The sequence below is a fragment of the Kutzneria chonburiensis genome (assembly GCF_028622115.1).
GTDB classification, from domain to species: Bacteria; Actinomycetota; Actinomycetes; order Mycobacteriales; family Pseudonocardiaceae; genus Kutzneria; species Kutzneria chonburiensis.
The window spans coordinates 9,728,935-9,754,368 of sequence record NZ_CP097263.1; the positions used below are offsets into that span (position 1 = coordinate 9,728,935).

Consider the following 25,434-nt stretch of genomic DNA (forward strand, 5'->3'; position numbering starts at 1 on the left):
AGGGGGAGACGTTGAGTCAGTCGTTGTCGGCCGAGCGCGTCGAGGCCGAGCGGATCGTGCTGCGCAAGACGATCGAGGCGGACCGGGAGCGGCTCATCGAGCTGCGCACCGACCCCGAGGTCGGGGCTTACATCGGCGGTCACCAGGACCGTGCCGCCGTCGAGCGGCGCATCGCCGAGGTCGGCATGATCAAGCTGGGTGATGTCCCAGGCCTGTTCATCATCGCCGACCGGGACACGGATCTTTTCCTCGGCACCATGCAGCTCATGCCTCGGGCCGCCGACCGGCCCGGCCACCTCAGCGAGGCCGGGGAAGAGCTGGAGATCGGCTACCTGCTGCACCGCTCCGCTTGGGGCGCCGGCTACGCCTTCGAGGCCGCCACCGCCATCCTCCGCGCCGGCGCCGCCGAGCTTCCCGACCAGCCCGTCATCCTCGTCACCCAGTCCGCCAACACCCGCTCCCGCCGCCTCGCCGACCGCCTCGGCTTCCGGTTCGTGCGGACCTTCCACGCCTACGACGCCGAGCAGACCCTCTCCGCCGCCGACCTCCATTCCTTCAAACCCTGACGCCCCGCCCGGTAAGCCGGGCGGGGCGTCAGCCGAAGAAGCCTCAGTCGTTGGCGGCGATGTCCGCCAACACGGCGGCGATCGTCCGGACCGGAACGCCGGTGCCGCCCTTGGTCGTGTAGCCGAAAGCCCCGCCGGAGTTGTATGCCGGCCCGGCGACGTCGATGTGCGCCCACGGCAGCTCGGACGGCACGAAGTCGCGGAGGAACAGGGCCGCGGCGAGCATGCCGCCGAAGCGGTGGCCGGTGATGTTGGCCAGGTCGGCGAGCCGCGAGTCGAGGTCGGACCGCAGCTCCTCGGGCATGGGCATGGCCCAGCTGGCCTCGCCGACGGCGTTGGCGATCCCGGTGACCCGGTCGCGGAACTCGTCGGTGCCCATGACGCCGGCGGTCCGCTTGCCGAGGGCGACGAGCTGAGCACCGGTCAAGGTGGCGGTGTCGATGAGGTAGTCGGGGTTGTCCTCGCACGCCCGCACGATGGCGTCGGCCAGGATGAGCCGGCCCTCGGCGTCGGTGTTGAGCACCTCGACGGTCTTGCCGCCGTACATGGTCAGCACGTCACCGGGCCGGTAAGCGTCGCCGGACGGCATGTTCTCGGCCATCGGCACGGTGGCGACGACCTCGAGCGGGTACTTGAGCTTGGCGGCGAGCACGACGCTGGCGACGACCGCGGCCGCACCACCCATGTCGGAGCTCATCTCCTCCATGCCGCCGGCCGGCTTGATCGAGATGCCGCCGGTGTCGAAGGTGATGCCCTTGCCGACCAGAGCGATCTTCTTGCGCGCCTTGGGACCCTTGTACGACAGGCGAACCAGCCGCGGCTGCCGGGTGGAGCCGCCGCCGACGCCGAGGATGCCGCCGTAGCCGCCCTTGCGCAGTGCCTTCTCGTCGAGCACCTCGACCTCGATGCCGTTGGCCTCGGCCAGCGCGACGGCCCGCTCGGCGAACGACCCGGGGTACAGCACGTTGGGCGGCGTGTTGACGAGGTCACGGGTGATGGCGACGCACTCGGCGATGGCGGTGTGCGCCTTCAACGCCGCCTTGTGCTCCTTGACGGTGCCGTCGGCCGGCGTGGCGAACTCGATACGGGCCAGGGTGGCCTCGCCGGCCTCCGACTTGTACTCGGTGAAGGTGTACCCGCCGAGCAGCGTGCCCTCGACGGCCGCGCCGAGGTCCACAGCGGACAGCGTGCTCGCGGCCTTCTTGGCCTTGCCGAGCGCACGGGCCGAGGCGCCGGCGGCGCGGCGAACCTGCTCGGTGCCGTAGCCGGGCTTGCCGAGGCCGACGGCGATCAGCAGCGGGGCGGCCAGCTTGCCGCCGGTCGGCACCTTCACGACCTCCTCGGCCTTGCCGGTGGCGCCGAGCACGCCGAGCAGTTCCGGCAGCCCGCCGGAGAAAGCGGCGGCGACGGCGTCCGCACCGGGCGCCAGCTCCAGGCCGTCGGGGCCCTGGACGGTGCCGACGACGACAACGTCCACGGCCAGAGCGACCAGGTCGCTGTCGGTCAGTGCTAGCTTCGGCGCGGTCACTTTTGGCTCCTCGACTCCTGCTGCGGTGATGATGTGAAAACCGATGCTAACCACCCCATCGTGAGCGTCGCTAACTACCTCACCGCGAGCGTCATTCGACAGGTGGCTGCCGATCACGCGGCGCATCTGGGAAGGTGGGCAGCGTGACGAGCACGCTGCGCCGGCAGCTTCCGGCGGCCGACACCATCGCGCTCGGTGTCGGCGGGATGCTCGGCGCCGGCGTGTTCGCGGCTTTCGGCCCCGCGTCGGCCATCGCCGGCACGTACGCACTGATCGGCGTTGTGCTCGCGGCGCTGCTCGCGGCGTGCAGCGCCTTCTCCACGGCCGATCAGGCGCGGGCTTTTCCCGGCGACGGCGCCGGATACCGCTACACCGCGCAGTTGCTCGGGGCGTGGCCCGGTCGGATGGCCGGCAGTGCATCCATCGCCGGCCGGCTGGCCGCCGCGGCCGCGATCGCCGGTACGTTCGGCGCCTACGTCACGCCTCAGCGGCCATTGTTCGGCGCGCTGGGTGTCCTCGCCGTCGCGACCGCGCTGGACGTCGTCGGATTTCGGCTCAACCGCAAGCTGAACTGGGCGGTCGTGGCCATTGTGGCCGTCTCACTGGGACTGGTCGTCGCGACCTGCCTTTCCGTGCCGCCGCCCCCGATCACCAACGCCCCCGACGCCGATCAGCCCCTCGGGCTGCTGACCTCGGCCGGCATCCTGGTGTTCGCGTTCCTCGGCTTCGAGCGGATCACCGCGCCCGGCCCGGACGAGCCCAGCTTCACCGCCCGCCGGCTGCACCTGGCCATCCCGGTGTCCCTGGTGCTCGTGCTCGGCGGCTACCTCGTCGTCGGCTACGCCGCGTTCCGGCAGCTCGGGCCGACCCGCCTGGCCCTGTCGCCCGCGCCGCTGATCGACGCCGTGACCTCGGCCGACGGCCAGTGGATCGTGCCGTTGGTCACGGCCGGCGCCGCCGTCGCGACGGTCGCCGCGCTGCTCGGCGTGCTCTCCGGCGCCCGACGGACCGTGACGACGGTGGCCGGGTCCAACGACCTGCCCCACGCCTTCCGGGACGACCGCGTCGCCGGCTGGACCGGCGGTGCCGTCGCGGCGATCCTGGCCGTCGCGCTGACGCCGTCGGTGGCGATCGGCTTCGCCGCCTGCGCGATGCTGGCCTACTACGCCTTCACCAACGCCTCGGCCCGGATCCTGCTCAAGGAGGACCGGACCTGGCCGATGCGGACGGCCTGTTTCGGCCTGGGACTGTCCGTTCTGTACGGCATGACCATGCCACCCTTCCTCCTGGCGGCGACGATCGCGGTCGTGCTGCTCGGATCTGTCGGCATGTCTCTGTACCGTCGGACGGTGTGACGAACGTATCGGCGACCTGGGCCCCGGGAACGACCGCGCTGCTGCGCTTCCGCCGTCTCGACGGCACTCTCGGCCAGGTGCATCCGCTGAGCGTGCTGTCCGACGACGGGCGGGCGCTGGTCGGCTGGCTGCCCGCGGACACGCCGATCGTCGGCACCAGGGTGGTCGGCGGCCGCAGTCCCCGTGACGTGCCGATGGCCGAGCGGTTCACGCTGGCCCGGGAGCGCTTCCCGCACGTCTGGCACAGCTCGGCCAACCTGCGGCTGGTCGAGGAGGACCGCTGGTCGAGCACCTGGTGGTTCTTCAGCCGGGACTGGGAGTTCCAGGGCTGGTACGTGAACCTGGAGATCCCGATGGGCCGTACCGCGTCCACTGTGGACCGGGTGGACGGCGCGCTGGACGTGGCGATCGCGCCGGACCGCAGCTGGGAGTGGAAGGACGAGGACGAGGCCGACGAGTGCGTGCGGGTCGGCCGGCTGTCGGCCGGGCAGCTGGCCCAGCTGCGGGCCGAAGGGGAGCGGATGATCGCGTTGGCCGAGGCCGGCCGCTTCCCGTTCGACGGCACCTGGACCGACTTCCGCCCCGACCCGTCCTGGCCGCGGCCGACGCTGCCGGCCGGCGACTACTGATCGGCCGCTGGCCTGCGACTACTCTCCGGCACAAGGATCCCCGAAAGTTGGACGTCCGATCTTTGGGACTGCGATTTTCTGACCGGTGAGTAGGCGTTAACCTAAGGTCCATGACGCCAGGCACCCACTTCAGCCATGTCCCGCACCCGGCACCGGCGACCCCGGAGCGGGTAGCGCAGGTACTGGCTTCGCCGGGCTTCGGACAGCACTTCACCGACAACATGGTGACGATTCGCTGGAACTCGGAGCAGGGCTGGCACGACGCGACCGTGCAGCCCTACCAGTCGCTGGAGCTCGATCCGGCGGCGATGGTGCTGCACTACGGGCAGGCGATCTTCGAAGGGCTGAAGGTCTACCGCCAGCCCGACGGCTCGCTGAAGTCCTTCCGGCCGGAGGCCAACGCCGAGCGGTTCCGCTCGTCGGCCCGCCGGCTGGCCATGCCCGAGCTCCCGGACGACCTCTTCCTGGGGTCCATCCAGGAGCTGCTCGCGGTCGACGGCCGCTGGGTGCCCGAGCGGGCCGAGGAGTCGCTGTACCTGCGGCCCTTCATGATCTCCGTGGAGAAGGGCCTTGGCGTGCGCCCGGCCAAGGAGTACCTGTACGTGCTGATCGCCTCGCCGGCCGGCTCGTACTTCAGTGGCGGCCTCAAGCCGGTGAGCGTGTGGCTGTGCACCGAGTTCGTGCGGGCCGCCCCCGGCGGCACCGGCACGGCCAAGTGCGCCGGCAACTACGCGGCCTCCCTTCAGGCCCAGGCCCAGGCGGCCGAGCAGGGCTGCGACCAGGTCGTCTGGCTGGACGCCATGGAGCGGCACTGGGTCGAGGAGATGGGCGGCATGAACCTGTTCTTCGTGTTCGGCTCCGGGGCCGACGCGAAGGTGGTCACGCCGGAGCTGTCCGGCTCGCTGCTGCCCGGCATCACCCGTGACTCCATCCTCCAGGTCGCGGCCGATCTCGGCTACGCGGTCGAGGAGCGGCGGGTGTCCACCGAGGAGTGGGAGAAGAAGGTCGGGACCGGCGAGCTGACCGAGGTGTTCGCCTGCGGCACGGCCGCCGTGATCACGCCGGTCGGTCGGGCCAAGCACGCCCAGGGCGAGTTCCTGGTCAACGGCGGCAATGCCGGCGAGGTCTCGATGCGGCTGCGCGAGACGCTCACCGGCATCCAGCACGGCTCGGCCGCCGACACCCACGGCTGGATGCGCACCTTCGCCTGATCACACAAGGGAAAGCTCTCTAGATGCCCGTGAGATCCACCCGGATCTCACGGGCATTTCTTCCCCATAAGTAGTGACCGACCGGGCTCCCCCGCAGGCGCCCGGCGGTCCCCTCAGCCGTCGGCCACCGCGTGTCGAGCACGCATTGTCACCGTCTTCGACGATAGAGAGGTCGGCCGGGGGATTGCAATACTCTGCACACTATGTGCATTATATTGCACGTCGCGTAGGGTGATCCCGAACTGACTGGGGAGTGACGGATGGCCACTGACCACGGTGCCGCGTCCGGAGCCGACGGTGTGGACGATCGCCTGAACGTCACCCGATCGGCCGTGGGCGAGCGGCTGCGCTACATCCGGGAGCACCACCCGGAGGGCGCCTTGACGCGGGCCGAGCTGGCCGAGCGGTCGGGTGTCTCCATGCGCACCATCGCCGCGCTCGAGTCGGCCGAGGGCGCCAACGTGCAGGTGGACACCCTGGTCAAGCTGACCCACAGCCTGGGCATCCGCCGGGTCGCCTACCTGCTCGACCCCGAGGTGTTCACCCAGGTCAACCAGGAGCTGGCGCTGTCACGACAGCTCCGCGAGGCCCGCGACGCCGGCGTGGAGGCCGTCCTGCTGCGCAACTCCACCGGTGTCTCCGATGACGCCGCCAGCACCCTGAACAACCTGCTCGACGCCATCGTCGGCGCCGCGCGGCAGGCCAAGGGCAAGCTGCGGGGCGACACACCCGGTGATCCGTCGTGATGGTGGCGCGGTGGAGTCGTCGCCAGGTGTCCGGCTCGCTGCGCAAGCGCTGCTCGGCCGAGCTGGCGCAGCTGGACCTCAAGGCCGGTGCGGAGATCCAGGACGTGATCGACCAGGTCGGACGGCAGCGCGGCCGGCCGGTCCGGCTGGTGCCGTTCGACCTGCCGGTGGCCGCGCCCGAGGGTTTCCTGATCGCCACCAGCGACGAGGACTTCATCGTCTTCGAGCGCCGGGCCGTGCCGCTCTACCAGCGGCAGATCGTGCTGCACGAGGTCGCGCACCTGTTGTTCGCGCACGAGACCGAGACCGTGCTGGCCGAGGACGCCATCGCCATGATGATGCCCTCGCTGGACCCGGGGCTGGTCAAGCGCGTGCTCGGCCGTGAGCACACCAACAGCGTGGCCGAACAGGAGGCGGAACTGCTCGCCTCGATGATGGGACAGCGGATCAGCCCGTGGAGCCCGGACCGGTCGTGGGACGTGGTGCCGGAGGACCGTGAGCTGGTCGAACGCCTCGTGCGCGCACTGGGGCGCGCCGATCACCCTGGGACGAGATGAACGCCTACCTGTATCCGGCCTGCGCGATCGTGGTCGGCATCGTCACGCTGCTCAAACTGCCGTCGCTGTGGACCCGCCGGACTCCGACACACGTGGCGCTGTGGCTGGTGTTCGCCGGCACCACCGTGCTGTTCACCATTTCCTCGCCGACGGTGTGGCCTCGCGTGAGCGCGGCGATCGGCATCACCAACATCTCCGGGCTGATCACCCAGGGGCTGGTCATCGTGCTCGCGGCGCTCCAGCAGGTGTTGGTGCTGCTGTGGGTGCACGACAGCCCTACCGCGTGGCGCAAGCTCCGCGTGCGGCTGTCGCTGTTCGCCCTGGTGCTGGTGGCGATGTCCGTGTTGTTCTTCGTGAGCATGGCTCGCGGCGAGAACCCCAACGACTTCGCGCTGGCCAAGGCCGGACAGTTCCCGTACTACCTCACCGTTTACGTCGTGTCGTTCTGTGTCGCGCAGGGCAGCACGCTGCGGATCTGCCTCCAGTGCGCCCGCCGGGTCACCGATACCTGGCTGCGCCGCGGCTTGTTGCTGACCGCCGCGGGTTGTTCGGCCGACTTCGTCTACGCCGCCGGGCGGCTGGGCGACATCGTCGCCGCTGCCTTCGGATCCTCCGGGGTGGCTTGGGAGCCGGTCGTGCAGATCGCCGCCGTGACCAGTGCCGTGTTGCGGCCCATCGCGTGGACGATTCCTTCGTGGGGCCACCATTTGACCGACTTCTGGGCGTGGGTCGGCCGGTTGTTCGCGTTGCGCCTGTTGGCTCCTTTGCACGCTCGGATCGTCGCCGTCGTGCCGGAGGTTCGGCTGCCGCTGGAGCCCGGCACTCCGGCCGACACGCGTCTGTACCGGATGCTCATCGAGATCCGTGACGGTCAGCGGGCGTTACAACCGTGGATGAGTCCCGCCGTCTCCGAGGACGCCTCTTCCCGTTGCCAGGCCGCCGGTTTGAGTCCTGACGCGGCCGCCGCCGTCATCGAGGCCGCCCAACTCCGCGTCGCCGTCTCCGCGGTCGCCGCCGGGGCCGCCAAGCGGGATGCCGTCGTCGCCACCGTCGCCGAGCCGTCCGACCTCGCCGGCGAGTTGGCGCACCAGAAGGCCGTGGCTCGGGCCTTCCGCCGGTCGCCTATAGTCGACGTCGTGGCTCGGGAGGAGCAGAACCGTTCCGCGGAAAGGGAAATCGCGTGAGTGACCAGCCGGCGGCCCCGTTCGACGCCGCCTACTTCGCCGATCCTTACGCCTTCCACTCCCGCCTCCGCGACGCCGCTAGGGTGCACCACTTCATCACCCCCGACGGCTCTCCCGCGTGGGTCGTTCCCCGTGCCTCCGACGTCGCCGAGCTGTTCGGCGACGCCCGTCTTTCCTTGGACAAGGCCAATTCCCGTACCGGCTATGCCGGCTTCTCGCTGCCGCCCGAGCTCGACGCCAACATGATGAACATGGACGGCGCCGACCACCAGCGCCTGCGCCGCATCGTGTCCAAGTCCTTCACCGCGCGGCGCGTGGAGGAGATGGCTGCCGGCATTCGCGCCGTAGCTTCAGACCTCGCCGACCGTCTTTCCGGCGAGGCCGACCTCGTCGCCGACTACGCCGCCCCGCTCCCGCTCGCCGTCATCGGCGACCTGCTCGGCGTTCCCGCCGAGGACCGTGTCGCCTTCGCCGGGTGGACGTCCGCCATGTTCGCCCCGGCCCATCCCCGCGACGCCGCCAACGGCATCGTCGCCATGCAGAAGTTCCTGCTCGACCTCGTCGACTCCCGGCGCTCCGAGCCCGGCGACGACCTGCTGTCCGCGCTCATCCAGGCCCGTGACGAGCAGGACCGGATGAGCGAGAACGAGCTTGTCTCCCTGGCGTTCCTGCTTCTGCTGGCCGGTGTGGAGAACGTCGGGCACGTCATCGCCGCCGGTGTTCTCACGCTGCTCGAGCACCCTTCGGCCGTCGCCGACCCGTCCGACGTCGTCGAGGAGCTGCTGCGCCTCGCCGTCCCCGCCCACTTCGCCATCCGCCGCTTTGCCCTCGAGGACATCCGTATCGGCGACGTCACCATTCCCGCCGGCGACACCGTCCTGCTCGGCATGGCCTCCGCCAACCGCGACCCCTCGCGTTTCCCCGCCCCCGACGTCTTCGATCCCACCCGTGACCGCCAGCACTTCACCTTCGGCCACGGCGTCCACTACTGCCTCGGCGCCCCCTTGGCCCGCCTCGAGATCCGCATCGCCCTGGACGCCCTCTTCACACGCTTCCCCGACCTCCGCCTGGCCGTCCCCGCCGCCGACCTCCCGTGGCGCGCCTCTTTCCGCTCCCACGCCCTCAAGGCACTGCCCGTGGTCCTCACTTGACGCAGGGAACACTCCCGCCCTGCAAGGCATCCATCGGCCCGGCAGTGCTGCTCGACGTCGAAGTGCTGGACGACGAGGTCGGCGGCGCAGCGCTGGTCGAGGTTCCGGTGGTCGACGTCGGGGTGGTCAAGGCGGGCATGGAGAAGTCGGTGCCGACGACCACCCGCACAGCCCCGGCGGGGACGGTGGAGCCGGTCTCGACGTCGTCGATGCCGAGGAGGTCGGCGACGGCGTTGGCGGCGTCGGCGCCGCCGGGACCGTAATAGACGGTGCTGCGCGAGAGGAGGGACGGACCGGTGATGGGGCTGCCCTTGGTCGCGCCCTTGGCGGCGAGGACGGTCAACAGCTGGGCGGCGAGACCGGACTGCGTCCCGGAATTGACCACGTCGACCTTGGCGGCGGGCAGGGTGACGGGCGGCAGGGGAGTGGACTTGTCGCCGATGAGGTCGTGCACCATGGTCCGGATCTGGTTGAGGTCGACGAAGTTGACGTCGTCCTCGCCGACCTTGCCGAAGGACTTGATCGGCAACGTGACATAGGTGACACCGCCGCCGACGAGACCGGCGGACTGCTGGATGAAGCCCATGAGGTCGAAGCCGCTGTCGAAGACCAGGTCCTGTTTCGCGGCGTCGACGAGGGCGGACAAGGTGGTGGGGTCGGCGAGTGTGCCGGCGCTCTTGAGCTGGTGGGAGGCGGAGGCCAAGAAGGCCTGCTGACGGCGTTCGCGGTCGAGGTCGGTGAAGTTCAACTCGGGGTGCACGTAGTCACGGCGCTGCCGGACGAAAGCGAGCGCCTGGGCGGCGTTGAGCTGCTGCTCGCCCTTGACGAAATTGGCCCCGGAGAAGGAATCCTGGGTCGGCCCCTGCAAGCACACGGTGACGGTGCCGAGGGCCTTGGCCAGGTCGTAGAAGCCGATCAGGGTGACCTCGACGAAGTGGTCGATGGGAATCCCGCCGAGGAAAGCTCGCACGTCGTCGACGGTCTGCTTGCGACCGGCCTCACGGCCCTCGTGCTCCAACCGCGACCGGTCGGTCACGCCCTGCTTGACCAACTCCTGCTGCTTGGCGTCCTTGGCCAGCCCGTAACCCTCCTTGATCTTCTCCTTGGCGATGCCGTCGGGCGCGCCGACCAGCGCGGCGTAGTCGTCACGGGGAACGGAGATCAACGTGGCCTTGCTGCCGTCGTTGGGCACGTGCAACACCATCATCACGTTGGTGTTGTAGCCGCCCTTGCTGTCGTCGCCGGCATGCAGCTGGTCGTAGACGTCCTGCGGCAGCGCATTGCCGTTCTGGTCGAGCCTGCTGTCCAGACCCATGATCAGGATGTTGGTCGCGCCGTCCTTGGACTTCGGCTCGTCGCCGCTGAGTACGGACGAGGTGCTCAGGCCGGTGCTGAAGTCGTGGTAGAAGGTCCACACGTAGCCGGTCAGCCCCAGGACCAGCAAGGACACCATGCCCAACGCGGTGCGCCCGACGATCAGGGGCCATCGCTGCTTGCGAGCCATTCACGCACTCCACGCCAGTTCGGGGACAACACCTGTCCCTTGACGCCGAACGGCGGCGTGCGGTTGCAACTGTTAGAAGGCGCACACCACCAGCACGACGGTGGTGGCGAGTTCGCACGCGGCGCCGAGGACGTCGCCGGTGATGCCGCCGAAGCGACGGCGGGTGTGACGGATCAGCAGCAGCACCAGGCCCACGGCCAGCAACACACCGGCGGGACCGAGCCAAGGCCGGGCGGGGACGGCGAAAACGGAGCCGGCCAGCGCGACGACCGTCCACAAGAGAGGGACGGCAAGAACCTGAGTGCCGGCAACCAAAGCGCCGAGGCCCTCGGGCCGAGCCGCCGGTACGGAACGCAGGCAGCACCACGTGAAGGCGACCCGTCCGCAGAACACGGCCACCACCACGGCAACCCACGACTCGACGCCGAAGCACACGGCCTGAAGTCCAAGTCCGACAACAAGAACAACCACGGCGAACGGCCCGGCCCCGCCGGACTTCATGACCTCCAGGGCTCGCTCAGGCGGCCCGTAGCAGCCCAGACCGTCGGCGGTATCGGCCAGACCGTCGAGGTGCATGCCCCGGGTCAGCAAGGCCAACAACCCGACGGTCAACAAACCGGCCACCAGCGGGGAGCGCCCAGAACCACTGCGCCCCAAGACAAAGCGGCGGCCAACGCGCCCAACAGCACGCCGACGAGAGGAGTCAGCGAGATAGCACGGGCGGCGACTCGCCGGTCGACGGCGGACGGCCCGGGAACGGGCAGGACCGTCAGCCACGACACGGCGAGCCGAAGCCCGGACACAGTTACGACGGCGTGCTCGCGGTGTCCTCGGACCGGCCGGAAACACCGGCGTCGCCGAAGGTCGCCATGTCGGTGAGGATCCGCGCGGCCATGGTGATCAACGGCAGCGCGGCGGCCGCCCCGGATCCCTCGCCCAGCCGCATGTTGAGGTCGATGATCGGCGTCAAACCCAAGTGCCCCAACACAAACCCGTGGGCTGGCTCGACCGAGCGGTGGCCGGCGACCCACCAGTGCCGCGCCCCGGGTGCGAGGTCCTCGGCGACCATGGCGGCGGCCCCGACCACCAGACCGTCGAGCACCACCGGCGTGCGGCGAACGGCGGCCTGCGCGAGGAAACCGGCCATGGCGGCCAGGTCCGCACCGCCGACCGTACGGAGCAGGGCCAGCGGATCGCCGGTGACCTTGCGGGCCCGGCGCAGCGCGTCCCGGATCGCGGCGGTCTTGCGCATCCACGCGGCGTCGTCGATACCGGTGCCCCGGCCGACCACGGCCACCGGCTCCTCGCCGGTCAGCGCGGCCACGATCACCGCCGACGGCGTGGTGTTGCCGATGCCCATGTCGCCGGCGATCAGCAGATCCGCGCCGCCGTCGACCTCCTCGTCGGCGATGGCCCGACCGGCCTCGACGGCCCGGCGCGCCTCGTCCTCGGTGAGGGCGTCCTCACGGTCGATGGACCCGGACGACCGCCGGACCTTGTACCGGCTGACCTGCTCGGGCGTGTCGGCGTCGACCGCCATGTCCACCACGCGCACGGTCGCCCCGGCCACCGCGGACAGCACGTTGATCGCCGCGCCGCCGGTCATGAAGTTGGCCACCATCTGCCCGGTCACCTCGGGCGGGAAGGCCGACACGCCGTGACGCGCGACGCCGTGGTCGCCGGCGAACACCACGACCCGGGACCGGGTGAACGGCCGCGGCGGGCACTTGCCCTGGCACGAGGCGATCCACACACCGAGCTCCTCCAGCCGGCCCAGCGAGCCGGCCGGCTTGGTCAGCCGCTCGTGCCGGGCGGCCGCCTCGCGCCGTGCCTCCACGTCCGGCGGTTGGACGGCGGGGAACTCGATGCTCGTCACCAGAAGGTCCTTTCACTTCAGCCGGATAGGCAGCCCGGCGACGAGCAGCAGCACCTCGTCGCACACCTGGGCCAGCCCGGCGTTCAGGGAGCCCAGTTCGTCGCGGAACAGCCTGCCAGAGCGGGTCGCGGGCACGACGCCCAACCCGACCTCGGCCGACACCAGTACCAGCGGGTCCACGCGTCGTGACACCGCGTCGATCACAGCGTCACAGCGGGACCGGGCCAGATCGACGGGACCCTCCCACGCACCGGTGTCGTCCAGCACACCGGTCAGCCACGTGGCGAGGTCGTCGACCAACACCGTGCCCGGGACCGCAAGCGCCGCCGGCAGGTCGGAAGTCTCCAGCGTGGACCACTCCGGCGGCCGCCGGGCCACGTGCGCGGCGATGCGGGCCTGCCAGTCGGTGTCGGACGGATCGCGCCGGCCGGTCGCCACGTAGGTGACCGCCCCGGTCACCAGACCTTCGGCGTGGGCCGACTTGCCCGAGCGGGCGCCGCCGAGCACCAGAGTCCGTGACGTCACGGCCGGGACGTTACCTTCTGCCCATGGCGCTGCGATGGCACTACCAGGACGACGACGGCATCGACGTCACCGGCCCGGACCTGGCCTTTGACGACCAGGCCGCCGCCGAGGACTGGCTCAGCGCCACCTGGACCGATCTCGCCGAGATCGACATCACCCAGGTCACGCTGCTCGACGGCGACGAGGTCGTCTACGGCCCGATGAGCCTGAAGCCCTGAGACTCTTAGCCACTCACGTGGGGCGGCGGCTCACGGAGTCTGCGTCAGCATGGGGTTGGTGCGGACGTGGCCCTCGAGGACCTTGTCGATCTGCTCCATGACCGACGCGTCCAGCTTCACGCCGACGGCCTTGACGTTCTCGCGGACCTGCTCGGGACGGCTGGCGCCGATGATGGCCGAGGCCACGTTGGGGTTCTGCAGCACCCAGGCCACGGCCAGCTGAGCCAGGGAGAGGTCGACCGACTCGGCGATCGGCTTGAGCGCCTGCACCTTCTCCAGCAGCTCGTCGAGCAGGAACCGGGAGATGAAGCCCTTGCCCCGCTCGTCGGTGGCCCGCGAGCCCTCCGGCACCGGCTGGCCCGGCCGGTACTTGCCGGTGAGCACACCCTGCGCGATCGGCGAGAACACGATCTGGGAGATGCCCTCCCGCTCGCTGGTCGGCACGATCTGCGGCTCGATGACCCGGTGCAGCATGTTGTACTGCGGCTGGTTGGAGATGAACGGCACCTTCAGCTCGCGGGCGATGGCCGCGCCGCGGGTGAGCTGGTCGGCGGTCCACTCCGAGACGCCGATGTAGAGGGCCTTGCCCTGGCGCACGATGTCGGCGAAGGCCAGGAAGGTCTCCTCGAGCGGCACCGTCCGGTCGAACCGGTGCGCCTGGTAGACGTCGACGTAGTCGGTGCCGAGCCGGCGCAGCGAGCCGTTGATCGACTCGAGGATGTGCTTGCGGCCGAGGCCGTGGTCGTTGGGGCCGCCGGGGCCGGTCGGCCAGAAGACCTTGGTCAGGATCTCCAGGCTCTCGCGGCGCTGCCCCTTGAGGGCGTCGCCCAGCACCGACTCGGCCTTGGTGTTGGCGTACACGTCGGCGGTGTCGAAGGTGGTGATGCCGGCGTCGAGGGCGGCGTGCACGCACTCGACGGCCTGATCCTGCTCGATCTGGGAGCCGTGGGTGATCCAGTTGCCGTACGAGATCTCACTGACCGACAGGCCGCTGCGGCCGAGGCGACGAAACTCCATGGTCCGCAGCCTAACCCCGGTTAGTTAGAACAGCTAATGACCTGGAGCGGCTTCAGGCCTCGACGGTCTCGCCCGGACGGACCCGCGGCCGCGGCACCCGCAGCTTGCGGACCTGGCTGGCCCGGGTGAACGTGTACCAGATGATGCCGGCGGTGCGGACGTTCTCCTTGGGGAACTTGGTCCGCGCCATGCGGGTGGCCAGCCGGCCCAGCATGATCGCCTCGACCACCATGGCCAGCAGGAACACCAGACAGGCCAGCATGACGTACTCCTGCACCGGCAGCGTCGGCACCGCGATCTGCAGGAAGTACGAGGCCAGCACCAGGATGGCCAGCGGCATGAACAGGCCCATCAGGTTGCGCCGGGAGTCGATCACGTCCCGCACGAACGCCTTGACCGGGCCGCGGTCCTTGGGCATGAGGTAGCGCTCGTCGCCGGACATCATCTTCTCGCGGCGCTCGCGCTGCTCGGCGTTGCGCTCCTCGCGCGTCAGCTTGGGCTGGTTGGCCCGCACCTCGCGGGACCGCTTGTACGCCTCGCGCTGGGTGCGGGGCGGCGGGGGCACCGGACCACGGCGGCGGCCCTCGGCCTCGACCCGCTTCGGCGTCGCGCGGCCCTTGCGCGCGGTCTGGCCCTTGCCCAGCTCCGAGCCCGGATCGATGTCCACCGCCCCGTTCTCGGTTGCGGTGTCGTCGTCGGCTGAGTTGCGGCGCAAGAACCTCACGTCACCAGGGTAAGCCAGGACGCCAGAGGTAGTTTCAGCGCCATGCGCGTACTCGTCGCACCAGACTGCTTCGGCGGCACGCTCACCGCTCTCGAGGCGGCCGAGGCCGTCGCGACCGGCTGGCGCCGCACCGCGCCGGCCGACGAACTGCTGCTGCGTCCGCTGGCCGACGGCGGCCCGGGCTTTGTCGAGGTGCTGCACGGCGCCCTCGGCGGCGATATCCACGAAGTCCGCGTGACGGGACCGCTCGGTCAGACCGTGACGGCGCGATGGCTCGCGCACGACGGCACCGCGTACATCGAGTCGGCGCAGGCGTGCGGTCTGCACCTGACCGATCGCCGCGATCCCGAGCGCTCCACCACGTACGGCGTCGGCGAGCTCATCGCCGACGCCCGCAGGGCCGGGATGGCCAAAGCCGTCGTCGGGCTCGGGGGCTCCGGCACGACCGACGGCGGCGCGGGCATGATCCGGGCCCTCGGCGGGCACGTGACCGATGACACAGGGGCGCCGATCGGGCCCGGCGGGACGGATCTCACACGGGCCGACAAGGTCGTGCTGCCGGACGTCGGCATCGCCCTCGTCGCGGCGTCCGACGTCGAGAATCCGCTGCTCGGCCGGCACGGCGCGGCCCGCACGTTCGGCCCGCAGAAGGGGGCCGACGCCGACGCCGTCGAGCGGCTGGAGGCGGGCCTGACACGGTGGGCCGAGGTGCTCGGACCGGACGTCCGGGACCGGCCGGGAGCCGGTGCGGCCGGCGGTCTCGGGGCCGGTCTGTTGGCCGTCGGCGCCGCGTTCGAGTCGGGATCGGCCCTGGTCAGGACATTGACGCGGCTGGACGAGGCGTTGGACCAGGCCGACCTGGCGATCACCGGCGAAGGCAGCTTCGACTGGCAGTCGCTGCGCGGCAAGCTGATCACCGCGGTGGCCGCCGGCGCGGCCGAGCGAGGCATTGCGTGCCTGGTGCTGGCCGGGCAGGTCAGCGTCGGTCGACGGGAGGCCGGCGCAGTCGGCGTCGAGCAGTCGTACGCGGTGGCCGAGCACGCCGGCTCGGTGGCCGCCGCGATGGCCGACCCGGCCGGCACGCTGGCCGCGCTCGCGGCGGACGTCGCCGGCCAGTGGTCTCGGGCAAATGGGCGCTGACCTGTCCTACCATGGTGGGCAGGAATGAACGCCGACCCGTCTTGCGTTGGACGTTCCAGGACCGACATACGCAGGACGTCGAGGGAGAGCCATGACCGTCCAGGACACCGCCTCGCAGGGCGCGCAGGCCGAGGAGCAGACGACACACGGCGTCGAGCTCACCGCCACGGCCGCCAGCAAGGCCAAGGCGCTGCTCGACCAGGAGGGGCGCGATGACATGCACCTGCGCATCGCCGTCCAGCCCGGTGGCTGTGCGGGTCTGCGCTACCAGCTGTTCTTCGACGAGCGCAGCCTCGACGGCGACCTGCTCCGTGACTTCGGCGGCCTCAAGGTCGCGGTGGACCGGATGAGCGCGCCGTACCTCCAGGGCGCCACGATCGACTTCGTGGACACCATCGAGAAGCAGGGTTTCACCATCGACAACCCGAACGCGGGCGGCTCGTGCGCCTGCGGCGACTCGTTCCACTGAGCGAAGCCCGAACAGCGAGAAGGGCCGCCCCGGCATGCGGGGCGGCCCTTCTCGCTGTCAGTAGTCGTCCAGGCCGCTGACCTGCGCGGCGCACGCCTCGTCGACCCGCCACGGCGCGGCCTGGCGGGGAGTGGGCAGCGGACGGGTCAGCTGCCGCAGCGCGCCCGGGATGTCGGCGCAGTCGTCGATCAGCTGGTCCAGCGAAACGGGCTCAGGAGCGGTCACTTCACGACCGTAGTTCGAGGGACGCATGACCGGTATCCGTTACCAATCGGTAGTCTTTCGAACTCGGAGCATGTCCACCCGACCGGGTGGCCCACCAGTGAAGATCGGGGAGAAACACAGTGCCCGTCGCTGTCATCGGCAGTATCGCCGCCGACCATCTGATGCACTTTCCCGGCCGATTCACCGAGCAGTTGGTCGCCGAGCGGCTTGACCGCGTTTCGCTGAGCTTCCTCGTGGACGACCTGGTGGTCCGCCGGGGCGGGGTCGGCGCCAACATCGCCTTCGGCATGGGCGTGCTCGGTCAGCAGCCGATCCTGGGCGGCGCCGTCGGCAAGGACTTCGACGACTACCGCGCGTGGCTGGAGCGCCATGGCGTGGACTGCCGCTCGGTCTACGTGTCCGAGCTCAAGCACACCGCCCGGTTCATGTGCACCACCGACGACGACATGAACCAGATCGCCTCGTTCTACACCGGCGCGATGGCCGAGACCGGCATGGTCGAGATCGGCGCGCTGGCCGACCGGGTCGGCGGCGTCGACCTGGTGCTGCTCAGCCCGACCGACCCGGACGCGATGATCCAGCACGCCGACGAGTGCCGGCAGCGCGGCCTGGCCTTCGCCGTCGACCCGTCGCAGCAGCTGGCCCGCATGGACGGCGACCAGGTGCGCCGGTTCGTGGCCGGCGCCAAGTACCTGTTCAGCAACGACTACGAGTGGGGCCTCGTCCTGCAGAAGACCGGCTGGTCCGAGGCGGACGTGCTGGAGCAGGTGGAGATGCGCGTCACCACGCTGGGCGAGAAGGGCGTGGAGATCGTCGGCCGCGAGGTCGGCTCGCTCCAGGTGCCGGCCGTGCCCGAGCTGGCCAAGGTCGACCCCACCGGCGTCGGCGACGGCTTCCGCGCCGGCTTCCTCTCGGCCGTGTGCAGCGGCCTCGGCCTCGAGCGCGCCGCCCAGCTCGGCGCCCTGGTCGCCGTGCACGTGCTGGAGGTCAACGGCCCGCAGGAGTGGTCCTTCGACCGCACCACCGCCCTCGGCCGCTTCTCCGACGCCTTCGGCCCCGAGGCCGCCGCCGAGATCGCCGCCATCCTCCCCGCCTGACCCCGGCCCCGGCCCCAACGTTTGGAAAGGACCATTCCTCTACTCCGAGTAGAGGAATGGTCCTTTCCAAACATCTAAGCCTTGACAATTAGAGGCGGACGGGGTACTGGGGCTCGGGGATCTGGGGGCGGATGCGGCCCTCGGTGAAGATGCCGTGCCAGATCATGAACATCAGCAGCGCCCAGATGCGGCGGCTGTGGTCCATGCCGCCGGTCCGGTGCTCCTCGATCATGGCCAGCACCGCCTGCTTGTCGATCAGGTGGTCGGTCTGCGACTGGCGCACGATGTCCAGCGCCCAGGGGTGCATCTCCTCGCGCAGCCAGTGCCGGATCGGCACCGGGAAGCCCAGCTTGCGCCGGTTGATCACGTGCGCCGGGATGATGTCGGCGATGGCCCGCCGCAGCGCGTACTTGGTGGTCTCGCGGGTGATCTTCTGCTCCATCGGCACCTGCGAGGCGATCTTGAACACCTCGTGGTCCAGGAACGGCACCCGCAGCTCCAGCGAGTTGGCCATGGTCATCTTGTCGGCCTTGACCAGGATGTCGCCGCGCAGCCAGGTGAACAGGTCCACGTGCTGCATCCGGCTCACCGGGTCCCAGTCCACCGACTCGCGGTAGGGCTTGGCCGTGGCGTCGGCGTGCGTCACCGACGAGCTGTACGTCCGCAGCACGGACCGCAGCTGGTCGTCACGGAAGATGCGCGCGTTGCCGTAGTAGCGCTGCTCCAGCGTCAGCGCGCCGCGGCGCAGCAGGTCCTTGCCTCGCACACCCTCGGGGATACGGGTGGAGACCCGGCCCATAGCCTTGCGCAGCGCGCCGGGCACCTTCTCGAACGGCGCCAGCGACAGCGGCTCGCGGTAGATCGTGTAGCCGCCGAAAAGCTCGTCCGCGCCCTCACCGGACAGCACCACCTTGACGTGCTGGCGGGCCTCACGGGCGATGAACCACAGCGGCACCAGCGCCGGGTCGGCCACCGGGTCGTCCAGGTACCACGTGATCAGCGGCACGGCTTCCATCATCTCGGCCGCCGACACCGTCCGGACCACGTGCTTCACGCCGATCGCCGCCGCCGACTCGGCGGCCACGTCGACCTCGGAGAAGCCGGCCCGCTCGAAGCCCGTGGTGAACGCGATCAGGTCCGGGTTGTGCTCCTTGGCCAGCGCCGCGATCACCGTGGAGTCGATGCCGCCGGACAGGAACGAGCCGACCGTCACGTCCGCGCGCATGTGCTTGGCCACCGAGTCGCGCAGCGCGTCGGCGATGTCGGCGTAGAGCTTGGTGGTGTCGGCCGGGCCGTGCATCACGCGCGGGCGGAACTTCGGCGTGAAGTAGCGCTCGGTCACGATCTCGCCGCCGGGGACGAAGGTGAACGAGGTGCCGGACTCGATCCGCCGGATGTGCGTGTTCAGCGACTCCGGCTCGGGCACGTACTGCAGGATCAGGTAGTGCTGGAGTGCCCGCCGGTCCAGCTTGGGCTCGATGCCCAGCGTGTCGGCCAGCTGGAGGATGCTCTTCTTCTCGCTGGACATCGCGATGCCGCCGGGGCCGGCCGCGTAGTACAGCGGCTTGATGCCGAACGGGTCGCGGGCGCCGAAGATCTTGCGCTCGCTGCTGTCCCAGATCATGAACGCGAACATGCCGCGCAGCCGGGACACCGCCGCCGGGCCCCAGTAGTGGAACGCGGCGACGATCACCTCGCTGTCGCCGTCGGTGTGGAACTGGGCCCCGAACCGCTCGATCAGCTCGGCCCGCAGCTCGATGTAGTTGTAGATCTCGCCGTTGAAGGCCAGCGCGTAGCGGTTCTCCTGCCCGGGCGGGCCCCACAGCAGCGGCTGGTGGGAGTGCTCGAGGTCGATGATGGCCAGCCGGTTGAAGCCGAAGACGACCTCGCCGCCCTGCCAGGTGTTGACCTCGTCGGGGCCGCGGTGCCGCTGGCAGTGCAGGGCCCCGGCCAGCGCCGGCCGCGCCGCGGCGGCCGCGTTCTCAGTGGGACAGATCAGTCCAAGAAGACCGCACACGTCCTAACCGCACCTCTCATCGAAACAGGGCACTTCCACACCGGGGTCGCAGCCCAGTATGCCCATGACGGCCCATCGACCCGTGCACGGGCATCCGGGGCTCGCTCCGGTAGACGCGGCACCCCCGAGGCCCGTTGCCTGGGCCCGCCCGTCTGGATCACCCCCGAACGGTGACGCCCCGATGACTGGGTTAGGCTCCCGCATGACTGACGGCGGGGTGCCGTCACCGCTGCTGAGCAGCGGATGGCGTGGTCTCCACGTCAAGGCCCGTCACGAGGAGGCAGCGAGCAGTGCGCCTGATGGAGGGCTCCCGGAAAGCACGGGTGGCCAAACTCGCCGGGCTTGCCGGCCTGGTCGCGGTTGCCGCAAGCGGCTGTTCGACCGACGAGGTCCTGCGTTTCGGCTGGCCGGTCGGCATCACGCCGCAGGCCGACGCGATGCGCGACCTGTGGACCTGGTCCGTCGTCGCCGCGCTGGCGGTCGGCCTGGTCGTGGCGATCCTGATCCTGTGGCCGGTGGTGTTCCACCGCAAGCGGTCGGAGGAGCTGCCCAAGCAGTTGCAGTACAACCACCCGCTGGAGATCGTCTACACGGTCATCCCGGTGGTCATCGTCGCGGTGCTCTTCTACTTCACCGCCACGACCGAGAACTACGTCACGGACAAGAGCCACACCCCGGACGTCACGGTCGACGTGATCGGCTTCCAGTGGAACTGGGAGTTCAAGTACGAGAACACCAAGGGCGCGGACGGCAATCCGGTGTCCACGGTCGGCTCCAGCAGCGAGATCCCGATCCTGGTGCTGCCGACCAGCAAGTGGATCGAGTACAAGCTGCTGTCGACCGACGTCATCCACTCGTTCTGGGTGCCGGCCTTCAACTTCAAGCGCGACGTGTTCCCGGACCCGGACAAGAACAACCAGGACTCGTCCTTCCAGAACACCATCGACCAGACGGGCGCGTTCGTCGGCCACTGCGCCGAGCTCTGCGGCGCGTACCACTCGGCGATGAACTTCGAGGTCAGGGCGCTGCCCGACGACCTGTTCCAGCAGTACATCCAGCTGCGGGAAAAGGTGAACCCGAAGACGGGCAAGGGCTACACCACGTCCGAGGCGCTGTCCCAGCTGAACTGCGGTGACCTGTGCGCGCCACTGGCGACGACCACGCACCCGTTCAACACGGACCGCACCTCCCGGACCGGAAGCTGAGGAACCACCGATGAAGATTGAATCCCGGATCTTCGAGGTCGTCGCCGGCTTCTGCTTCATCATGGCCGTGGTCTACGGCCTGTGGGCCAAGGAGCCGGTCGGCATCGTCGCGCTCACCCTGACCGGCGGCCTGTGCCTGATCACCGGCACGTACTTCCGGTTCGTGGCCCGGCGCATCCCGGAGCGTCCCGAGGACGACACCGAGGCCGAGATCAGCGACGGCGCCGGCGAGCTGGGCTTCTTCAGCCCGGGCAGCTACTGGCCGTTCGCCATCGCCATCGCCGCCGCGATCGGCGCCCTGTCGCTGGCCTTCTTCCAGATCTGGATGCTGGTCATCACGGTCGTGCTGGTGCTGATCACCGTGGGCGGCCTGGTCTTCGAGTACCACACGAAGCCCAACCACGAGTGAGCTAGCTGAAGCTTCACTGAGCGAACGGCCCCGGGCATTCTGCCCGGGGCCGTTTTCGCGCACGATCTCCCTGTGCCGCAACTAGACGACAAGGCCGCCACCCGGCGACTGCTGGACCGCTTCGGCTTCGGTCCGCGCCCGGGCGAGCTGGAATCGTTGTCCCAGCAGGGTTTCGCGGCCGCGTGCGCGCAGGTGCTGGCTCAGCGCCCGGACGGCACGCCGCTGCCCGACCTCGGAGCCGAGCCGCCGCAGGCCGGTAAGAAGGCCAGCACGGCCGAGCGCAAGCAGCGACAGAAGACGTTGCGCGGCCAGCAGATCGCCGCCGCGCAGTGGTGGCTGGACCGCATGGCCGGCACCGCGTCGGCGCTGCCCGAGCGGCTGACCTGGTTCTGGCACGGGCATTTCGCCACCAGCGTGCAGAAGGTGCACAGCGCCCGCCTGATGCTGCACCAGAACCAGACGCTGCGCGGCCTGGGTGGCGGCGATTTCGGGGCGCTGGCCAAGGCGATGATCGTGGACCCGGCCATGCTGCTGTGGCTGGACGGCCAGCAGAACAAAGTGGGCGCGGCCAACGAGAACCTCGCTCGCGAGTTCATGGAGCTGTTCACGCTCGGCGTCGGCCATTACAGCGAAACCGATGTGCGGGAGGCGGCCCGCGCACTCACCGGCTGGATGGTGAACCGGGACGCCATGACGGCCGAACAAGTAGCGAAACGGCACGACTCCGGCAGCAAGACCGTGTTGGGAATCACGGGAAATCTCGATGCCGGCGGATTTGTCGACATCGTGCTGAATCGTCCGGACTCGCCGCGTTTCGTGGCGAGCCGGCTGTGGTTCCGGTTGGTGAGCGCGACTCCGCCGTCGGCGGACGCGCTGGGCCGACTGGTCGCCGGTTACGGTCCGCAGCGGTCCATCGGGGGGCTGCTGCGGGCCGTGCTCGCCGAACCGGCGTTCCGCGATCCGGCGACGACCCTGGTCAAACAGCCGGTGGAATGGGCCGTCGGCCTGATGCGGGCGCTGGCCGTGCAACCGTCGAAACTGCCGGTCACGCAGCTGGAAGCGGGCCTGCGGGGCCTGGGGCAGGTGCCGTTCGAGCCGCCCAGCGTCGGCGGCTGGCCGGCCGCCCAGTCCTGGCTGACGACCTCGGCCGGGCTGGCCCGGCTACACCTGGCCCAGCTGATCGCCGCCCACGCCGACGTGTCGCATATCACCTCCGGGGCGGCGGCCGGGCAGACGCTCGGCGTCGACACGTGGAGTCAGCGGAGCACGGCCGCGCTGGCCGACCTCAAGGGAGCGGAGCTGGTCGCGATGGCCGCCTGTACGCCGGAATACGTGGTGAGCCAGTGACAACGACAGGGAACAAGCGGCGGATTAGTCGACGTGGCTTCATCCTGGCCAGCGGTGTCGTCGGGGCGGGCGCACTCGCCGCCGGCGCGACGCAGGTCGACTGGACCGACCTCATCGCCGCCGCCACCCGTGACCCGCGCAGCGCGGACACCGGCGTGCTGGTGGTCTGCACCCTGTACGGCGGCAACGACGGCCTGAACACGGTGATCCCGGCCGCCGACCCGGCGTACCAGAAGGCCCGGCCGGATCTGGCCTACCAGCCGCACGAGGTGCTCGATCTCGGCGACGGCCTCGGCCTCAACCCGGGCATGAAGGGCCTCAAGAAGCTCTGGGACGACAAGCGGCTGGCCGTGGTGCGCGGCGTCGGCTATCCCAAGCCCGACCACAGCCATTTCCGGTCCATGGCCATCTGGCAGACGGCCTCGCCGGACAGCCCGCAGCCGACCGGCTGGCTCGGCCGCTGGCTGGACGTGACCGGCGACGACCCGCTGCGGGCAGTGTCGATCGAGCCCGTGCTGCCGCCGCTGATGGCCGGCCAGCGGGCGGCCGGCGCGACGCTGCCGGTGACCGGCCTGAAGCTGCCCAACGGCACCGTGGGCAAGGCGTTTTCCCTGCTGGGGCAACCGGAAGCGGGGGAGTCGCCGGACCGGGCGCGGGTCGCGCGGTCCATCGCCGACCTGCACACCACCGCCACCAAGCTCGGCCCGGCGGTGAAACCCAGCGGTGCCAACAAAGGCCAGCTCGCGGCCCAACTCGACGTTGTCGCCGGACTGGTCGAGGCAGGCGTGCCTACGCGGGCCTATTCCGTGTCGTTGGGCGGTTTCGACACCCACGCCGACGAGAAGGGCACGCAGCAGCGCCTGCTCACCGAGCTCGACGATGCCCTGTCCGCGTTCGTGGATCGCGTGCGGGGCAAGAAGGTTGTGGTGCTGGTCTACTCGGAGTTCGGCCGTCGTGTCGGCGCGAACGCCAGCGACGGCACCGATCACGGCACCGCCGGCCCGGTTTTCGTCATCGGCGACGGCGTCAACGGCGGCTTCTACGGCGAGCAGCCCAGCCTGACCGACCTCGACAACGGCGATCTCAAGGAGAGCACCGACTTCCGCGACGTCTACGCCACCATGCTGCGCGACGTGCTCGGCGAGGACCCAGGCAAAATCCTCGCCGGCCACGACACCACGGTCCCCGGCCTCCTCTGACCCCCGCGAGTCCCGCCCACAGTCACACCGAACTGCATGAAAACGATTCATGCAGTTCGGTGTGACGCTAAGCGGGACTCGCGGGGGTTAGGCGGGGACTAGCTTTGATGAGAGGGTGATCCAGCGGTCCAGCAGCGCCGCGCCGGCGCCGGAGTCGATGGCCTGGGCGGCAACGTCCTTGGCCGCCAGCATGTCGGCGTGCACGTCGTCGCTCAGGCCGTTGAACACGGCCACCGCGCCGGCGGCGTTGATCAGCACGGCATCCCGCACCGGACCAGGCCGGCCGGCCAGCAGATCCCGCACCACCTGGGCGTTGTACGACGCGTCGCCGCCGACCAGGTCGGCCGGCAGCGCCGGGGCGATGCCCAGCCGCGACGGGTCGATCGTGTCCTGCCGCACCGCCCCGTCCTGGGCGATCCAGGCCGATGTCGTGGTGGTCGTGGTGATCTCGTCCAGACCGTCGTTCCCGCGCACCAGCAGCACATGCGCCCCGCGCGAGGCGAACACGCCGGCCATCACGCCGGCCATCGCCTCCCGCGCGCAGCCGACCAGCCCGTACTTCGGCTGCGCCGGGTTGGACAGCGGCCCGAGGATGTTGAACGCCGTCGGGATGGCCAGCTCACGCCGCGGACCCGAGGTGAAGCGCAGCGCCGGGTGATAGGCCGGCGCGAAGCAGAATCCGATGCCGACCTCGGTCACGCACCGCTGCACGGCGTCCGGCGGCAGCTCGATGGCCACACCGAGCTCTTCGAGCACGTCACCGGTGCCGCACTTGGACGACGACGCCCGCGCCCCGTGCTTGACCACCGGCACCCCGGCGGCGGCCGTGACGATGGCCGTCATGGTCGAGATGTTCACGGTGTGGGCCTGGTCGCCACCGGTGCCGACGATGTCGATCGCCCGCCCGGCCACGTCCACCGTCCGCGCGTGCCGCAGCATGGAGTCGGCCATGCCCAGCACCTCGTCCGGCGTCTCGCCCTTGGCCCGCAGCGCCACCGCGAAACCGGCGATCTGCGCCGACGTGGCCGCACCGGTCATCACCTGGTCCATCGCCCAGCCGGTCTGCTCCGCCGTCAGGTCGTCCCCGGCGATCAGCGCGCCCAGCAGGTCGGGCCAGGTCAACGTGGTCATCTCGGCACGGGCGCGCCGGACCGCAGCACCTCTGCGACGGTCTCGGCCGCGGCCAGCGGGTCGAGCGGATGCACGATGACGGCGTCCGCCTGCGACCAGGTGGCCAGCCAGCGGTCGTCCTTGCGCCGCACGGCGATCACGATCGGCGGGCAGTTGGTGATCTCGTTCTTCAGCTGCCGGGACAGGCCCATGCCGCCGGTCGGCTGCGCCTCGCCGTCCAGGATGGCCAGGTCGATGGCGCCGCTGTCGACGTGGTAGAGCACGTCCGCCACGGTGCCGACCTCGACGTACTCCACGCGGCCCAGGTCCGGCGCCGGCCGACGGCCGACGGCGGTGGTGATCGCCTCGCGGACCTCCGGCCGGTGGCTGAAGACCAGGACCTTCCACGTCTGCGTGCTCATACC

27 protein-coding genes are annotated in these 25,434 nt (G+C 70.2%); 16 read left to right on the forward strand and 11 right to left on the reverse strand.

The genetic code is table 11. The features are described 5' to 3' along the window. Positions 1–11 precede the first annotated feature (11 nt). Positions 12–566, forward strand: a complete 555-nt coding sequence (locus tag M3Q35_RS45245) for a GNAT family N-acetyltransferase (protein ID WP_273938775.1) — start codon at positions 12–14, stop codon at positions 564–566. Between the two features lie 43 nt (positions 567–609). Here the strand turns inward: M3Q35_RS45245 and M3Q35_RS45250 are convergent, their stop codons facing one another. Beyond that, positions 610–2,094 (reverse strand): leucyl aminopeptidase, encoded by a 1,485-nt coding sequence (locus M3Q35_RS45250; protein WP_273938776.1) that lies wholly within the window; start codon positions 2,092–2,094, stop codon positions 610–612. A gap of 143 nt (positions 2,095–2,237) precedes the next feature. Between M3Q35_RS45250 and M3Q35_RS45255 the strand changes: the two genes are divergently transcribed. From M3Q35_RS45255 to M3Q35_RS45285, 7 genes are all read left to right on the forward strand, one after another. After that, positions 2,238–3,449 carry an APC family permease gene (locus M3Q35_RS45255; protein WP_273938777.1) on the forward strand — a complete coding sequence of 404 codons (1,212 nt, stop codon included), beginning with the start codon at positions 2,238–2,240 and terminating at the stop codon, positions 3,447–3,449. Next, positions 3,446–4,078, forward strand: a complete 633-nt coding sequence (locus tag M3Q35_RS45260; protein ID WP_273938778.1) for a ribonuclease FAU-1 family protein — start codon at positions 3,446–3,448, stop codon at positions 4,076–4,078. The genes M3Q35_RS45255 and M3Q35_RS45260 overlap by 4 nt, the downstream gene beginning before the upstream one ends. A 110-nt stretch (positions 4,079–4,188) precedes the next feature. Beyond that, the gene (locus M3Q35_RS45265) at positions 4,189–5,289 is read left to right on the forward strand and encodes a branched-chain amino acid aminotransferase (protein WP_273938779.1); all 1,101 of its coding nucleotides are present in this window, start codon (positions 4,189–4,191) and stop codon (positions 5,287–5,289) included. A gap of 260 nt (positions 5,290–5,549) precedes the next feature. Further along, positions 5,550–6,035: a helix-turn-helix domain-containing protein gene (locus M3Q35_RS45270; protein ID WP_273938780.1), complete on the forward strand. Its 486-nt coding sequence runs from the start codon at positions 5,550–5,552 to the stop codon at positions 6,033–6,035. Then, positions 6,032–6,592, forward strand: a complete 561-nt coding sequence (locus M3Q35_RS45275) for a hypothetical protein (RefSeq protein ID WP_273938781.1) — start codon at positions 6,032–6,034, stop codon at positions 6,590–6,592. The genes M3Q35_RS45270 and M3Q35_RS45275 overlap by 4 nt, the downstream gene beginning before the upstream one ends. After that, positions 6,589–7,776, forward strand: coding sequence for an MAB_1171c family putative transporter (locus M3Q35_RS45280; RefSeq protein ID WP_273938782.1), 1,188 nt, complete (start codon positions 6,589–6,591; stop codon positions 7,774–7,776). Before M3Q35_RS45275 ends, M3Q35_RS45280 begins: the two co-directional genes overlap by 4 nt. Continuing rightward, complete coding sequence (locus tag M3Q35_RS45285; protein WP_273938783.1) at positions 7,773–8,927, forward strand: cytochrome P450 family protein; 1,155 nt, start codon at positions 7,773–7,775, stop codon at positions 8,925–8,927. The genes M3Q35_RS45280 and M3Q35_RS45285 overlap by 4 nt, the downstream gene beginning before the upstream one ends. Here M3Q35_RS45285 and M3Q35_RS45290 read toward each other — a convergent pair. The 4 genes from M3Q35_RS45290 to M3Q35_RS45305 form a co-directional block, all read right to left on the reverse strand. Continuing rightward, positions 8,920–10,431 carry an LCP family protein gene (locus M3Q35_RS45290; protein ID WP_273938784.1) on the reverse strand — a complete coding sequence of 504 codons (1,512 nt, stop codon included), beginning with the start codon at positions 10,429–10,431 and terminating at the stop codon, positions 8,920–8,922. The two genes, M3Q35_RS45285 and M3Q35_RS45290, sit on opposite strands and share 8 nt — an antisense overlap. A gap of 72 nt (positions 10,432–10,503) precedes the next feature. Then, the gene (locus tag M3Q35_RS45295; protein ID WP_337960535.1) at positions 10,504–11,055 is read right to left on the reverse strand and encodes an adenosylcobinamide-GDP ribazoletransferase; all 552 of its coding nucleotides are present in this window, start codon (positions 11,053–11,055) and stop codon (positions 10,504–10,506) included. 181 nt (positions 11,056–11,236) lie between these two features. Further along, positions 11,237–12,307 (reverse strand): nicotinate-nucleotide--dimethylbenzimidazole phosphoribosyltransferase, encoded by a 1,071-nt coding sequence (gene cobT, locus M3Q35_RS45300; RefSeq protein WP_273938785.1) that lies wholly within the window; start codon positions 12,305–12,307, stop codon positions 11,237–11,239. Between the two features lie 12 nt (positions 12,308–12,319). Beyond that, positions 12,320–12,832, reverse strand: coding sequence for a bifunctional adenosylcobinamide kinase/adenosylcobinamide-phosphate guanylyltransferase (locus M3Q35_RS45305; RefSeq protein ID WP_273938786.1), 513 nt, complete (start codon positions 12,830–12,832; stop codon positions 12,320–12,322). Positions 12,833–12,855: 23 nt separating this feature from the next. On the opposite strand from M3Q35_RS45305, the gene M3Q35_RS45310 reads away from it, so the two are divergent. Continuing rightward, positions 12,856–13,050: a hypothetical protein gene (locus tag M3Q35_RS45310; protein WP_273938787.1), complete on the forward strand. Its 195-nt coding sequence runs from the start codon at positions 12,856–12,858 to the stop codon at positions 13,048–13,050. Between the two features lie 30 nt (positions 13,051–13,080). Here the strand turns inward: M3Q35_RS45310 and M3Q35_RS45315 are convergent, their stop codons facing one another. Together M3Q35_RS45315 and M3Q35_RS45320 are read right to left on the reverse strand one after the other, a co-directional pair. Next, positions 13,081–14,067, reverse strand: coding sequence for an aldo/keto reductase family protein (locus M3Q35_RS45315; RefSeq protein ID WP_273938788.1), 987 nt, complete (start codon positions 14,065–14,067; stop codon positions 13,081–13,083). 52 nt (positions 14,068–14,119) lie between these two features. Beyond that, positions 14,120–14,791 carry a DUF3043 domain-containing protein gene (locus M3Q35_RS45320; protein WP_273938789.1) on the reverse strand — a complete coding sequence of 224 codons (672 nt, stop codon included), beginning with the start codon at positions 14,789–14,791 and terminating at the stop codon, positions 14,120–14,122. Between the two features lie 42 nt (positions 14,792–14,833). On the opposite strand from M3Q35_RS45320, the gene M3Q35_RS45325 reads away from it, so the two are divergent. Both M3Q35_RS45325 and M3Q35_RS45330 read left to right on the forward strand, forming a co-directional pair. Beyond that, positions 14,834–15,931 (forward strand): glycerate kinase family protein, encoded by a 1,098-nt coding sequence (locus tag M3Q35_RS45325; RefSeq protein WP_273938790.1) that lies wholly within the window; start codon positions 14,834–14,836, stop codon positions 15,929–15,931. Positions 15,932–16,022: 91 nt separating this feature from the next. Further along, complete coding sequence (locus M3Q35_RS45330; protein ID WP_273938791.1) at positions 16,023–16,400, forward strand: HesB/IscA family protein; 378 nt, start codon at positions 16,023–16,025, stop codon at positions 16,398–16,400. A gap of 57 nt (positions 16,401–16,457) precedes the next feature. Here M3Q35_RS45330 and M3Q35_RS45335 read toward each other — a convergent pair whose 3' ends face one another. Beyond that, on the reverse strand, positions 16,458–16,625 hold the full coding sequence (locus tag M3Q35_RS45335) for a hypothetical protein (RefSeq protein WP_379793717.1): 168 nt from the start codon (positions 16,623–16,625) through the stop codon (positions 16,458–16,460). 161 nt (positions 16,626–16,786) lie between these two features. On the opposite strand from M3Q35_RS45335, the gene M3Q35_RS45340 reads away from it, so the two are divergent. After that, entirely contained in the window at positions 16,787–17,722 is a 936-nt protein-coding gene (locus M3Q35_RS45340; RefSeq protein WP_273944715.1) for a carbohydrate kinase family protein, read from the forward strand. An 88-nt stretch (positions 17,723–17,810) separates the two neighbouring features. Here the strand turns inward: M3Q35_RS45340 and asnB are convergent, their stop codons facing one another. Next, a complete protein-coding gene (gene asnB / locus M3Q35_RS45345) occupies positions 17,811–19,739 on the reverse strand; it encodes an asparagine synthase (glutamine-hydrolyzing) (RefSeq protein ID WP_273938793.1) in 1,929 nt (642 codons plus the stop codon). A 299-nt stretch (positions 19,740–20,038) separates the two neighbouring features. Between asnB and ctaC the strand changes: the two genes are divergently transcribed. The 4 genes from ctaC to M3Q35_RS45365 all read left to right on the forward strand — a co-directional run bounded on the left by ctaC (position 20,039) and on the right by M3Q35_RS45365 (position 23,899). Next, positions 20,039–20,944 carry an aa3-type cytochrome oxidase subunit II gene (gene ctaC / locus M3Q35_RS45350; RefSeq protein WP_273944716.1) on the forward strand — a complete coding sequence of 302 codons (906 nt, stop codon included), beginning with the start codon at positions 20,039–20,041 and terminating at the stop codon, positions 20,942–20,944. A 10-nt stretch (positions 20,945–20,954) separates the two neighbouring features. Continuing rightward, positions 20,955–21,353 carry a cytochrome c oxidase subunit 4 gene (locus M3Q35_RS45355; protein ID WP_273938794.1) on the forward strand — a complete coding sequence of 133 codons (399 nt, stop codon included), beginning with the start codon at positions 20,955–20,957 and terminating at the stop codon, positions 21,351–21,353. 72 nt (positions 21,354–21,425) lie between these two features. Further along, entirely contained in the window at positions 21,426–22,700 is a 1,275-nt protein-coding gene (locus M3Q35_RS45360) for a DUF1800 domain-containing protein (protein ID WP_273938795.1), read from the forward strand. After that, complete coding sequence (locus M3Q35_RS45365) at positions 22,697–23,899, forward strand: DUF1501 domain-containing protein (protein WP_273938796.1); 1,203 nt, start codon at positions 22,697–22,699, stop codon at positions 23,897–23,899. The genes M3Q35_RS45360 and M3Q35_RS45365 overlap by 4 nt, the downstream gene beginning before the upstream one ends. An 87-nt stretch (positions 23,900–23,986) precedes the next feature. Here M3Q35_RS45365 and trpD read toward each other — a convergent pair whose 3' ends face one another. Both trpD and M3Q35_RS45375 read right to left on the reverse strand, forming a co-directional pair. After that, a complete protein-coding gene (gene trpD / locus M3Q35_RS45370) occupies positions 23,987–25,030 on the reverse strand; it encodes an anthranilate phosphoribosyltransferase (protein ID WP_273938797.1) in 1,044 nt (347 codons plus the stop codon). After that, positions 25,027–25,431 (reverse strand): hypothetical protein, encoded by a 405-nt coding sequence (locus M3Q35_RS45375; protein WP_273938798.1) that lies wholly within the window; start codon positions 25,429–25,431, stop codon positions 25,027–25,029. Before M3Q35_RS45375 ends, trpD begins: the two co-directional genes overlap by 4 nt. Positions 25,432–25,434 lie beyond the last annotated feature (3 nt).

What these genes read in the sequence shown, in the direction of transcription:
- M3Q35_RS45265 (WP_273938779.1), top strand. Translation starts at nt 4,189, where the DNA reads ATGACGCCAGGCACCCACTTCAGCCATGTCCCGCACCCGGCACCGGCG.
- M3Q35_RS45270 (WP_273938780.1), top strand. Translation starts at nt 5,550, where the DNA reads ATGGCCACTGACCACGGTGCCGCGTCCGGAGCCGACGGTGTGGACGAT.
- M3Q35_RS45280 (WP_273938782.1), top strand. Translation starts at nt 6,589, where the DNA reads ATGAACGCCTACCTGTATCCGGCCTGCGCGATCGTGGTCGGCATCGTC.
- M3Q35_RS45290 (WP_273938784.1), bottom strand. Translation starts at nt 10,431, where the DNA reads ATGGCTCGCAAGCAGCGATGGCCCCTGATCGTCGGGCGCACCGCGTTG.
- M3Q35_RS45310 (WP_273938787.1), top strand. Translation starts at nt 12,856, where the DNA reads ATGGCGCTGCGATGGCACTACCAGGACGACGACGGCATCGACGTCACC.
- M3Q35_RS45315 (WP_273938788.1), bottom strand. Translation starts at nt 14,067, where the DNA reads ATGGAGTTTCGTCGCCTCGGCCGCAGCGGCCTGTCGGTCAGTGAGATC.
- M3Q35_RS45325 (WP_273938790.1), top strand. Translation starts at nt 14,834, where the DNA reads ATGCGCGTACTCGTCGCACCAGACTGCTTCGGCGGCACGCTCACCGCT.
- M3Q35_RS45330 (WP_273938791.1), top strand. Translation starts at nt 16,023, where the DNA reads ATGACCGTCCAGGACACCGCCTCGCAGGGCGCGCAGGCCGAGGAGCAG.
- M3Q35_RS45340 (WP_273944715.1), top strand. Translation starts at nt 16,787, where the DNA reads ATGCACTTTCCCGGCCGATTCACCGAGCAGTTGGTCGCCGAGCGGCTT.
- ctaC (WP_273944716.1), top strand. Translation starts at nt 20,039, where the DNA reads ATGGAGGGCTCCCGGAAAGCACGGGTGGCCAAACTCGCCGGGCTTGCC.
- M3Q35_RS45355 (WP_273938794.1), top strand. Translation starts at nt 20,955, where the DNA reads ATGAAGATTGAATCCCGGATCTTCGAGGTCGTCGCCGGCTTCTGCTTC.
- trpD (WP_273938797.1), bottom strand. Translation starts at nt 25,030, where the DNA reads ATGACCACGTTGACCTGGCCCGACCTGCTGGGCGCGCTGATCGCCGGG.
- M3Q35_RS45375 (WP_273938798.1), bottom strand. Translation starts at nt 25,431, where the DNA reads ATGAGCACGCAGACGTGGAAGGTCCTGGTCTTCAGCCACCGGCCGGAG.